Origin of the sequence: Streptococcus sp. UBA632 (genome assembly GCF_002300045.1) — a bacterium.
Classification (GTDB): Bacteria; Bacillota; Bacilli; order Lactobacillales; family Streptococcaceae; genus Streptococcus; species Streptococcus alactolyticus.
Genome location: NZ_DBPA01000036.1, coordinates 1 through 10,747, shown reverse-complemented (window position 1 = coordinate 10,747; position 10,747 = coordinate 1). Strand labels below are relative to the sequence as shown.

The 10,747-nt window shown below is 38.2% G+C and carries 21 protein-coding genes; all 21 read left to right on the top strand.

All coding sequences use genetic code 11. The features are described 5' to 3' along the window. Positions 1–225 (top strand): 50S ribosomal protein L16 (rplP, locus tag B3473_RS04505; RefSeq protein WP_293677548.1); only part of this gene is annotated, 225 nt, incomplete at its 5' end. 9 nt (positions 226–234) lie between these two features. Beyond that, complete coding sequence (rpmC, locus tag B3473_RS04500; RefSeq protein ID WP_003062854.1) at positions 235–441, top strand: 50S ribosomal protein L29; 207 nt, start codon at positions 235–237, stop codon at positions 439–441. 27 nt (positions 442–468) lie between these two features. Beyond that, positions 469–729, top strand: coding sequence for a 30S ribosomal protein S17 (gene rpsQ / locus B3473_RS04495; protein ID WP_027972220.1), 261 nt, complete (start codon positions 469–471; stop codon positions 727–729). 24 nt (positions 730–753) lie between these two features. Continuing rightward, positions 754–1,122 (top strand): 50S ribosomal protein L14, encoded by a 369-nt coding sequence (rplN, locus tag B3473_RS04490; RefSeq protein ID WP_154454889.1) that lies wholly within the window; start codon positions 754–756, stop codon positions 1,120–1,122. A gap of 79 nt (positions 1,123–1,201) precedes the next feature. Beyond that, the gene (gene rplX / locus B3473_RS04485) at positions 1,202–1,507 is read left to right on the top strand and encodes a 50S ribosomal protein L24 (protein WP_154454890.1); all 306 of its coding nucleotides are present in this window, start codon (positions 1,202–1,204) and stop codon (positions 1,505–1,507) included. A 27-nt stretch (positions 1,508–1,534) separates the two neighbouring features. After that, on the top strand, positions 1,535–2,077 hold the full coding sequence (gene rplE, locus B3473_RS04480; protein ID WP_154454891.1) for a 50S ribosomal protein L5: 543 nt from the start codon (positions 1,535–1,537) through the stop codon (positions 2,075–2,077). 17 nt (positions 2,078–2,094) lie between these two features. After that, complete coding sequence (locus B3473_RS04475; protein ID WP_003062863.1) at positions 2,095–2,280, top strand: type Z 30S ribosomal protein S14; 186 nt, start codon at positions 2,095–2,097, stop codon at positions 2,278–2,280. Between the two features lie 99 nt (positions 2,281–2,379). Further along, positions 2,380–2,778, top strand: coding sequence for a 30S ribosomal protein S8 (gene rpsH, locus B3473_RS04470; RefSeq protein ID WP_154454892.1), 399 nt, complete (start codon positions 2,380–2,382; stop codon positions 2,776–2,778). A 113-nt stretch (positions 2,779–2,891) separates the two neighbouring features. After that, the gene (rplF, locus tag B3473_RS04465; RefSeq protein ID WP_154454893.1) at positions 2,892–3,428 is read left to right on the top strand and encodes a 50S ribosomal protein L6; all 537 of its coding nucleotides are present in this window, start codon (positions 2,892–2,894) and stop codon (positions 3,426–3,428) included. Between the two features lie 103 nt (positions 3,429–3,531). Then, the gene (rplR, locus tag B3473_RS04460; protein WP_167829288.1) at positions 3,532–3,888 is read left to right on the top strand and encodes a 50S ribosomal protein L18; all 357 of its coding nucleotides are present in this window, start codon (positions 3,532–3,534) and stop codon (positions 3,886–3,888) included. An 18-nt stretch (positions 3,889–3,906) separates the two neighbouring features. Then, on the top strand, positions 3,907–4,401 hold the full coding sequence (gene rpsE, locus B3473_RS04455; RefSeq protein WP_154454894.1) for a 30S ribosomal protein S5: 495 nt from the start codon (positions 3,907–3,909) through the stop codon (positions 4,399–4,401). A 14-nt stretch (positions 4,402–4,415) separates the two neighbouring features. Further along, positions 4,416–4,598 (top strand): 50S ribosomal protein L30, encoded by a 183-nt coding sequence (gene rpmD / locus B3473_RS04450; RefSeq protein WP_154454895.1) that lies wholly within the window; start codon positions 4,416–4,418, stop codon positions 4,596–4,598. Between the two features lie 143 nt (positions 4,599–4,741). Next, complete coding sequence (gene rplO, locus B3473_RS04445) at positions 4,742–5,182, top strand: 50S ribosomal protein L15 (protein ID WP_168261044.1); 441 nt, start codon at positions 4,742–4,744, stop codon at positions 5,180–5,182. Positions 5,183–5,198: 16 nt separating this feature from the next. After that, on the top strand, positions 5,199–6,503 hold the full coding sequence (gene secY / locus B3473_RS04440; protein WP_154454897.1) for a preprotein translocase subunit SecY: 1,305 nt from the start codon (positions 5,199–5,201) through the stop codon (positions 6,501–6,503). 85 nt (positions 6,504–6,588) lie between these two features. Next, positions 6,589–7,230: an adenylate kinase gene (locus B3473_RS04435; RefSeq protein WP_154454898.1), complete on the top strand. Its 642-nt coding sequence runs from the start codon at positions 6,589–6,591 to the stop codon at positions 7,228–7,230. Between the two features lie 117 nt (positions 7,231–7,347). Further along, positions 7,348–7,566, top strand: a complete 219-nt coding sequence (infA, locus tag B3473_RS04430; protein WP_001040189.1) for a translation initiation factor IF-1 — start codon at positions 7,348–7,350, stop codon at positions 7,564–7,566. A gap of 25 nt (positions 7,567–7,591) precedes the next feature. Beyond that, complete coding sequence (gene rpmJ / locus B3473_RS04425; RefSeq protein WP_002959355.1) at positions 7,592–7,708, top strand: 50S ribosomal protein L36; 117 nt, start codon at positions 7,592–7,594, stop codon at positions 7,706–7,708. 17 nt (positions 7,709–7,725) lie between these two features. Next, positions 7,726–8,091: a 30S ribosomal protein S13 gene (gene rpsM / locus B3473_RS04420; RefSeq protein ID WP_003062883.1), complete on the top strand. Its 366-nt coding sequence runs from the start codon at positions 7,726–7,728 to the stop codon at positions 8,089–8,091. A gap of 17 nt (positions 8,092–8,108) precedes the next feature. After that, positions 8,109–8,492, top strand: a complete 384-nt coding sequence (gene rpsK, locus B3473_RS04415) for a 30S ribosomal protein S11 (protein ID WP_003062885.1) — start codon at positions 8,109–8,111, stop codon at positions 8,490–8,492. Between the two features lie 48 nt (positions 8,493–8,540). Further along, positions 8,541–9,479, top strand: coding sequence for a DNA-directed RNA polymerase subunit alpha (locus B3473_RS04410; RefSeq protein WP_154454900.1), 939 nt, complete (start codon positions 8,541–8,543; stop codon positions 9,477–9,479). Between the two features lie 22 nt (positions 9,480–9,501). After that, entirely contained in the window at positions 9,502–9,888 is a 387-nt protein-coding gene (gene rplQ / locus B3473_RS04405) for a 50S ribosomal protein L17 (protein ID WP_154454901.1), read from the top strand. The last annotated feature ends 859 nt before the right edge of the window (positions 9,889–10,747 follow it).

Sequence of the window (10,747 nt, the reverse complement as noted above, 5' to 3'; positions counted from 1 at the left end):
GTTTGGATTAAAATCTTCCCACACAAATCATACACTGCTAAAGCTATCGGTGTACGTATGGGTTCTGGTAAAGGGGCTCCAGAAGGTTGGGTAGCACCAGTTAAACGTGGTAAAGTGATGTTCGAAATCGCAGGTGTTTCTGAAGAAGTTGCACGCGAAGCGCTTCGTCTTGCAAGCCACAAATTACCAGTTAAAACGAAATTCGTGAAACGTGAAGCAGAATAAGGAGAAAACATGAAACTTCAAGAAATTAAAGATTTTGTTAAAGAGCTTCGTGGTCTTTCTCAAGAAGAACTTGCTAAGAAAGAAAACGAACTTAAGAAAGAACTTTTCGACCTTCGTTTCCAAGCTGCAGCAGGTCAACTTGATCAAACTGCTCGTTTGAACGAAGTTAAAAAACAAATTGCACGTGTTAAAACTGTGCAATCAGAAAAGAAATAATAGATTGGGAAAGGAGAAATTCTAATAATGGAACGTAATCAACGTAAAACACTTGTTGGACGTGTTGTATCTGACAAAATGGATAAAACAATCACTGTTATAGTTGAAACAAAACGTAACCACCCAGTCTATGGTAAACGTATCAACTATTCTAAAAAATACAAAGCACATGATGAAAACAACGTTGCTAAAGAAGGCGATATCGTTCGTATCATGGAAACTCGTCCACTTTCAGCTACAAAACGTTTCCGTCTTGTAGAAGTTGTGGAAGAAGCTGTTATTATCTAATCAAACTAAAAGGAGAAATTTGAAATGATTCAACAAGAAACTCGCTTGAAAGTTGCTGATAATAGCGGTGCTCGTGAGATCTTGACTATCAAAGTTCTTGGTGGTTCAGGACGTAAATTCGCTAACATCGGTGACGTAATCGTTGCTTCTGTAAAACAAGCTACTCCTGGTGGCGCTGTTAAAAAAGGTGATGTTGTTAAAGCCGTAGTTGTTCGTACTAAATCAGGTGCGCGCCGTCCAGACGGTTCATACATCAAATTTGATGACAATGCTGCAGTAATCATCCGCGAAGACAAAACACCTCGTGGAACTCGTATCTTCGGCCCTGTTGCACGTGAATTGCGTGAAGGTGGCTTCATGAAGATCGTGTCACTTGCACCAGAAGTACTTTAATTCATACATAACACAAACTAAGTCCCCTGCTTTTGCAGGGTGCCCATTAGGGCGTAAGAAATAATAGGAGAAAAACCAAATGTTTGTAAAAAAAGGCGATAAAGTTCGCGTTATTGCTGGTAAGGACAAAGGCGTTGAAGCTGTAGTTCTTAAAGCCCTTCCTAAAGTCAACAAAGTTGTTGTTGAAGGTGTTGCTATCGTTAAAAAACATCAAAAACCAAACAACGAAAACCCTCAAGGTGCTATCGTGGAAAAAGAAGCACCAATCCATGTGTCTAATGTTCAAGTTCTTGACAAAAATGGTGTAGTAGGACGTGTTGGTTACAAAGTTGTTGACGGCAAAAAAGTTCGTTACAACAAAAAATCAGGCGAAGTGCTTGATTAATCACGAAGGAAAGGAGAAAAGTATATAATGGCAAATCGCTTAAAAGAAAAATACACTAACGAAGTTGTTCCTGCTTTGACTGAAAAATTTAACTATTCTTCAGTTATGGCTGTCCCAAAAGTTGAGAAAATCGTTCTTAACATGGGTGTTGGTGATGCTGTAAATAACGCTAAAAACCTTGAAAAAGCTGCTGCTGAATTGGCACTTATTTCAGGTCAAAAACCATTGATTACTAAAGCTAAGAAATCAATCGCTGGCTTCCGTCTTCGTGAAGGTGTAGCGATCGGTGCAAAAGTTACCCTTCGTGGTGAACGTATGTACGAATTCTTAGATAAATTGGTTACTGTTTCACTTCCACGTGTGCGTGACTTCCACGGTGTTCCAACAAAATCTTTTGACGGACGTGGTAACTACACACTTGGTGTGAAAGAACAATTGATTTTCCCAGAAATCAACTTTGATGATGTTGATAAAGTACGTGGTCTTGATATTGTTATCGTAACTACAGCTAACACTGACGAAGAAGGTCGTGAATTGCTTAAAGGCCTTGGAATGCCTTTCGCAAAATAATTTTGGAGGTAAATTAATTGGCTAAAAAATCTATGATTGCTAAGAATCATCGCCCTGCGAAATTCTCTACGCAAGCTTACACTCGTTGCGAACGTTGTGGCCGTCCACATTCAGTTTACCGCAAATTCAAACTTTGCCGTGTTTGCTTCCGTGAGTTAGCTTACAAAGGACAAATCCCAGGGGTTACCAAAGCTTCTTGGTAAGTCGATGAGATAAGAATAGGAAGGCAACGACTGTTGCTTTCCCATGACATTAACTAGCAAGTGAGTAATTCAAACTACTAGTAAGAGGAGAATATAAAAATGGTTATGACTGACCCAATTGCAGATTTTCTAACACGCATCCGTAATGCTAACCAAGCAAAACATGAAGTGTTAGAAGTACCTGCTTCAAACATTAAAAAAGGAATTGCTGAAATTCTTAAACGCGAAGGTTTCGTGAAAAACGTTGAAATCATCGAAGATGACAAACAAGGAATCATCCGTGTTTTCCTTAAATATGGACAAAACGGAGAACGCGTTATCACTAACTTGAAACGTGTTTCTAAACCAGGTCTTCGTGTTTACGCAAAACGTGAAGATGTTCCTAAAGTTCTTAACGGACTTGGAATTGCAATTATCTCTACATCAGAAGGTCTTTTGACTGACAAAGAAGCACGTCAAAAGAACGTTGGTGGAGAAGTTATTGCTTACGTTTGGTAAGATAAGTACAACACATTTCTTACTAACAAATGGACTACTAAGCATATAGTAGTCGCCCCGTGAAAACTCGTCGCATTAAGCGGCTTGACAATTTAACAGGAGAATATAAAACTATGTCACGTATTGGTAATAAAGTTATCAACTTGCCTGCTGGTGTAGAAGTTACTAACAATAACAATGTAGTAACTGTTAAAGGACCTAAAGGCGAACTCACTCGTGAGTTTAACAAAAATATTGAAATCAAAGTTGAAGGCAATGAAGTTTCACTTCACCGTCCAAATGACTCAAAAGAAATGAAAACAATTCATGGTACAACTCGTGCTAACTTGAACAACATGGTTGTTGGTGTTTCTGAAGGTTTCAAAAAAGAACTTGAAATGCGTGGGGTTGGATACCGTGCACAACTTCAAGGTTCAAAACTTGTACTTTCTGTCGGTAAATCTCACCAAGACGAAGTAGAAGCTCCAGAAGGCATTTCATTTGAAGTACCATCTGCAACTAACATCGTCGTTAACGGTATCAACAAAGAAGTTGTTGGTCAAACAGCAGCTTACATTCGTAGCCTTCGTGCTCCAGAACCTTATAAAGGTAAAGGTATCCGTTACGTTGGTGAATACGTTCGTCGTAAAGAAGGTAAAACTGGTAAATAATAGATTATGGGAGTTTTTGCGAGAGTTCTTCTTGCAAAATCCCTATTCTAGTATTTATAACGTGTCATTTTGACATCATTTAAAAAATTAAGAGGTGAAAATTGTGATTTCGAAACCAGATAAAAATAAAATCCGTCAAAAACGCCATCGTCGCGTTCGCGGTAAACTCTCTGGAACTGCTGATCGCCCACGTTTGAACGTTTTCCGTTCTAATACAGGCATCTACGCTCAAGTAATTGATGACGTAGCGGGTGTAACGCTCGCAAGTGCATCAACTCTTGATAAAGAAGTTTCAAAAGGAACTAAAACAGAACAAGCCATTGTTGTCGGTAGACTTGTTGCTGAACGCGCAGTAGCTAAAGGTATTTCTGAAGTGGTGTTTGACCGCGGTGGATATCTCTATCACGGACGTGTTAAAGCTTTGGCTGACTCAGCTCGTGAAAACGGATTGAAATTCTAATAGGGAGGACACTTAATAATGGCATTTAAAGATAATGCAGTTGAACTTGAAGAGCGCGTTGTTGCCATCAACCGTGTTACAAAAGTTGTAAAAGGTGGACGTCGTCTTCGCTTTGCTGCTCTTGTAGTTGTTGGTGACCGTAATGGTCGTGTAGGTTTTGGTACTGGTAAAGCTCAAGAAGTACCAGAAGCTATCCGTAAAGCTGTCGAAAGCGCTAAAAAGAACATGATCGAAGTACCAATGGTTGGTACAACTATTCCTCACGAAGTTCGTTCAGAATTTGGTGGAGCAAAAGTATTATTGAAACCTGCTGTTGAAGGTGCGGGGGTTGCCGCTGGTGGTGCTGTTCGTGCCGTCATCGAATTGGCTGGTGTAGCGGATGTTACATCTAAATCACTTGGTTCAAACACTCCAATCAACATCGTTCGTGCAACTGTTGAAGGTTTGAAACAACTTAAACGTGCTGAAGATGTCGCTGCTCTTCGCGGTGTTTCAGTTTCTGATTTAGCTTAAGAAAGGAGATCATCATGGCTCAAATTAAAATTACTTTGACTAAGTCTCCAATCGGACGCATCCCTGCTCAACGTAAAACAGTTGCCGCACTTGGACTTGGTAAATTGAATAGCTCAGTTGTCAAAGAAGACACTCCAGCTATCCGTGGAATGATTACTGCAGTTTCACATTTAGTAACTGTTGAAGATGTTAAATAATTAACATCAATATGAGTGTTCGTTTAAGTCGCAGAGGAAACTCTTGCGGCTTAAACTAGATAATGGTATAGGCGAGTTTCTATAGGGAGTCCTTTCCCCCTATAGGGGCGCTAGCATTTTACAAATAAAGGAGAAATTAAATAATGAAACTTCATGAACTTAAACCAGCAGAAGGTTCACGTAAAGTACGTAATCGTGTAGGTCGTGGTACATCATCTGGTAATGGTAAAACTGCCGGACGTGGTCAAAAAGGTCAAAAAGCACGTAGCGGTGGAAAAGTACGTCTTGGTTTTGAAGGTGGACAAACACCATTGTTCCGTCGTATGCCAAAACGTGGTTTTTCAAACGTTAACGCAAAAGAATACGCACTTGTAAACCTTGATCAACTTAATGTTTTTGAAGATGGTACAGAAGTAACTCCAGTTGTTCTTAAAGAAGCTGGAATCGTTCGTGCTGAAAAATCAGGTGTTAAAGTCCTTGGTAACGGTGAATTGACTAAAAAATTGACTGTTAAAGCAGCTAAATTCTCTAAATCTGCTGAAGCAGCGATCACAGCTAAAGGTGGTTCAGTCGAAGTCATCTAATTGAGGGGGACATAGAATGTTCTTTAAGCTACTTAAGGATGCGCTAAAAGTAAAAAATGTTAGAAATAAGATTTTCTTTACACTTTTTATTATTTTCGTTTTCCGTGTTGGAACACATATTACAGTTCCTGGAATTAATGCGAAAAGCCTAGGACAATTAGGAGAACTTCCCTTTTTGAACATGTTGAACCTTGTTTCAGGGAATGCTATGAGTAACTTCTCTGTATTTTCAATGGGGGTCAGCCCTTATATCACAGCATCCATCATTGTTCAACTTCTACAAATGGACATTCTACCTAAGTTTGTCGAATGGAGTAAGCAAGGTGAAGTAGGGCGTCGTAAGTTAAATCAGGCAACGCGCTACATTTCTCTTGCTTTAGCATTTGTTCAATCTATTGGGATTACCGCAGGATTTAATACCTTATCAAGCATAGCATTGGTTTCTACCCCAAATGTCAAAACCTATCTTTTGATTGGCGCTCTTTTAACAACAGGTAGCATGATTGTTACTTGGTTGGGTGAGCAAATCACGGATAAAGGTTTTGGGAATGGTGTATCAATGATTATCTTCGCGGGTATTATCTCATCAATTCCAAGTGCAATCTCAACGATTTATGAAGACTTCTTCGTGAACGTTCGTTCAAGTGATTTAATGTCTTCATACATCTTTGTTGCTTTGTTGATCTTAGCAGTGTTGGTTATTGTTTTCTTTACCACATTTGTTCAACAAGCAGAATATAAAATTCCAATTCAATATACAAAACTTGAAAAGGGAGCTCCAACAAGTTCGTACCTTCCTTTAAAAATTAATCCAGCTGGCGTTATTCCCGTTATCTTTGCGAGCTCGATTACAACTATTCCAAGTACGATTATCCCGTTGATTTCAAATGGTCGAGATATTCCTTGGCTAACGAACCTTGAAAAACTATTAAACTACCAAACCCCAACAGGAATGGTTGTTTATGCAGTGCTAATTATCCTATTCTCTTTCTTCTATACTTTTGTGCAAGTCAATCCCGAAAAAACAGCCGAGAACTTGCAAAAGGGAGCGTCTTATATTCCTAGTGTTCGACCTGGACGCGAAACGGAAGATTATTTGTCTTCATTATTGAAGAAATTAGCCACTGTTGGATCTGTTTTTCTAGCATTCATTTCTCTAACACCAATTGTTGCTCAACAAATGATGGATTTGTCTAGCAGCATTGCTTTAGGGGGAACAAGTTTGTTGATCTTGATCTCAACAGGAATTGAAGGAATGAAACAACTTGAAGGTTATCTCTTAAAGAGAAAGTATGTTGGTTTCATGAATATAGCAGAATAGAATATAGGTTGACTTTGTCAACCTTCTATTTTGTTATTAAATAAATCTANNTAGATTTATTTAATAACAAAATAAGGAGACGATTATGAATCTTTTGATTATGGGCTTGCCAGGTGCTGGTAAAGGGACTCAAGCAGCCAAAATTGTTGAAAAATTTGGTTTAGTACATATTTCTACTGGAGATATGTTCCGTGCAGCAATGGCAAACAAAACCGAAATGGGTGTATTGGCAAAATCATTCATCGATAAAGGTGAATTGGTTCCTGATGAAGTGACAAACGGTATTGTTAAAGAACGCTTAGCACAAGCTGATATTGCAGAAAAAGGTTTCTTGCTTGATGGTTACCCACGTACTATCGAACAAGCACATGCTTTGGACGAAACTCTTAACAACTTGAATTTGACATTAGATGGTGTGATTAACATCGATGTTAACCCAGATTCACTTGTTGAACGTTTGAGTGGTCGTATCATTAACCGCAAAACAGGAGAAACATTCCACAAAGTATTCAATCCACCAGTTGGTGATTACAATGAAGATGATTTCTACCAACGCGAAGATGACAAACCTGAAACTGTAAAACGCCGTCTTGATGTTAATATCGCTCAAGGAGCACCAATTCTTTCACATTATCGTCAATCAGGTCTTGTTTACGATATTCAAGGTAACCAAGATATTGATGCTGTTTTTGCTGACATTGCAGATGTTGTAGCAAAATTAAAATAATGAGATTTTAATACTTGCGTAAGCATTAATTTGATGCTATAATAGGTTAGTCTGACTTATAATTGTTACCTCTGTATCCAGAGGACATCAAATCGAAATTTAGAGGGGGGCTTTTGCGTGGCAAAAGAAGATGTGATTGAAATCGAAGGTAAAGTTGTTGAGACGATGCCTAATGCTATGTTTACTGTTGAGTTAGAAAATGGACACCAAATCTTGGCAACTGTATCAGGAAAAATCCGTAAGAACTATATCCGTATCTTGGTAGGTGATCGTGTTACTGTTGAAATGAGTCCTTACGACTTAACTCGTGGCCGTATCACATACCGCTTTAAATAATCGAAATAATTGGAGGGATAAAAAAATGAAGGTAAGACCATCAGTCAAACCAATTTGCGAATACTGTAAAGTTATTCGTCGTAACGGTCGTGTTATGGTAATTTGTCCATCAAATCCAAAACACAAACAACGTCAAGGATAATATAGAAAGGAGAAAAAATGGCTCGTATTGCTGGAGTTGATATTCCAAATGAAAAACGTGTAGTAATTTCACTTACTTATGTGTATGGTATCGGACTTGCGACTTCTAAGAAAATCTTAGCTGCAGCTGGTGTTTCAGAAGACATCCGTGTTAAAGATTTAACATCAGACCAAGAAGATGCTATCCGTCGTGAAGTTGATGCAATTAAAGTTGAAGGTGACCTTCGTCGTGAAGTAAACTTGAACATCAAACGTTTGATGGAAATCGGTTCATATCGTGGAATCCGTCACCGTCGTGGACTTCCTGTCCGTGGACAAAACACTAAAAATAACGCTCGCACTCGTAAAGGTAAAGCTGTTGCGATTGCAGGTAAGAAAAAATAAAATAGGAGGTAAAAAAATTGGCTAAACCAACACGTAAACGTCGTGTGAAAAAGAACATCGAATCTGGTGTTGCTCATATTCACGCTACATTTAATAACACTATTGTTATGATTACAGATGTGCATGGTAACGCAATTGCATGGTCATCAGCTGGTGCTCTTGGATTTAAAGGTTCTCGTAAATCTACTCCATTCGCTGCACAAATGGCTGCAGAAGCTGCTGCTAAATCTGCACAAGAACATGGTCTTAAAACCGTTGAAGTTACTGTAAAAGGTCCTGGTTCAGGTCGTGAGTCTGCTATTCGTGCTCTTGCCGCTGCTGGTCTTGAAGTGACTTCAATCCGTGACGTTACTCCTGTGCCACACAATGGTGCTCGTCCTCCAAAACGTCGTCGTGTGTAATCATAATTGTTAATAGTACACAAGATTCGTTTCGAGGGAGTATAATAAATGATTGAGTTTGAAAAACCAATAATAACAAAAATTGATGAAAATAAAGATTACGGTAGATTTGTTATTGAACCACTTGAACGTGGTTATGGGACAACTCTAGGTAATTCTCTTCGTCGTGTACTCTTGTCTTCACTCCCAGGTGCGGCAGTAACATCAATCAAAATTGATGGAGTACTCCACGAATTTGACACTATTCCAGGTGTACGCGAAGATGTTATGCAAATCATCCTTAATATTAAGGGACTTGCAGTAAAATCTTATGTCGATGATGAAAAAATCATTGAACTCGATGTTGAAGGTCCGGCAGAAGTAACTGCAGGGGATATCTTAACAGACAGTGACGTTGAAATTGTCAATTCTGATCATTATCTTTTCACCATCGCTGAAGGACATAGTTTGAAAGCAACTATGACAGTAGCTAAAAAACGTGGTTATGTTCCAGCTGAAGGTAACAAAAAAGATGATGCTCCGGTGGGCACTCTTGCTGTAGATTCTATCTATACACCGGTGAAAAAAGTTAATTATCAAGTAGAACCAGCTCGTGTAGGTAGCAATGATGGTTTTGATAAATTGACTATTGAAATCATGACAAACGGAACAATCATTCCTGAAGACGCACTAGGTCTTTCTGCACGTGTTTTAATCGAACACTTAAATCTATTTACTGACTTGACAGAAGTAGCTAAAAATACAGATGTCATGAAGGAAGTAGAAAAAGTTAACGATGAAAAAGTCTTAGATCGTACTATTGAAGAACTTGATTTGTCAGTTCGTTCATACAACTGTCTAAAACGTGCAGGTATCAATACTGTGTTTGATTTAACTGAAAAAACCGAACCTGAAATGATGAAAGTCCGCAATCTAGGTCGTAAAAGCCTTGAAGAAGTTAAGGTTAAACTTGTTGATCTTGGACTTGGACTTAAAAACGATAAATAATAAAATAATATAGGAGGAAAAAATGGCTTACCGTAAATTAGGACGTACTAGTTCACAACGTAAAGCAATGCTTCGTGATTTGACAACTGATCTTTTGATCAACGAATCTATTGTAACAACTGAAGCTCGCGCTAAAGAAATCCGAAAAACAGTAGAAAAGATGATTACTTTAGGTAAACGTGGTGATCTTCATGCTCGCCGTCAAGCTGCTGCTTTTGTTCGTAATGAAATTGCATCTGAAAACTTTGACGAAGCAACTGAAACATACACTTCACAAACTGCGCTTCAAAAACTTTTCGATGATATTGCACCTCGTTACGCAGAACGCAACGGTGGATACACTCGTATTCTAAAAACTGAACCACGCCGTGGTGACGCTGCTCCAATGGCTATCATTGAGTTAGTATAATTTTTATCAATTTTGTTGAGTGTTATGATGATGGAATGTTCGCATTCTTAGTCTAGCTCTGGTCTACCGCTAGGATTTTTCCTAGCGGGAACACTCATCATATTGTCATATAGGAACACTTGTTTACGAAATATCTCTAGCTTAGAAATATTTCGCAAGCAGGTGTTTTTGTATATCGCTTACGATTTAATAAATGTAAGAAGCTCAATAGGGCTCTCTAGCATATAGACGGGCTTATATGTCGTTTTAAAGCTATAATATACTTAGGTTCTATTTAAGGCTATCAAACCCTTTATATGGGCGTTTAATCACGTTAATAGGAAAATTGTGTTGTAATTCATAGAAATGGTTTAAATAGCTCATTTGACGTTAATTTAGTATTGTGAATCATCTTTTTCGATATATCAGGAAATGATGGAGATTCTAATTGATAACTGTCTAAAAGTTAGCTAAATCTCCTCAAACTATTAATAGCAATGTTAATGGTTGATAAGTCATACAACTTTGTATAAAGAAATGTTTAAAATGTGTTATTCACCTGATACGCCATAAGAAATCCATGAAATAATAGTAATTTTCTGTTAAGTAGATTTTCACATCAATAAGTTAAAAAAATAGTTCTCTATATCAAGTAGTATTGTTTCCTCGAAGAAATGCTTAAGAAGCTAATTTAAGGCCGACAGAAGCCCTATTAAGCAAGTAATGGAAAAAACCAATATAGGGATATATCGTACTCATATGGGCTAAAATGGTCCCTTACTCACCTCTAACTGATAAAACAACAGCTTCGGTCGATTCAGCCGTGAATATCATTCTATCGATTTACTATTTTTTTCAAAAAAATCTCAAATTCCCTTGA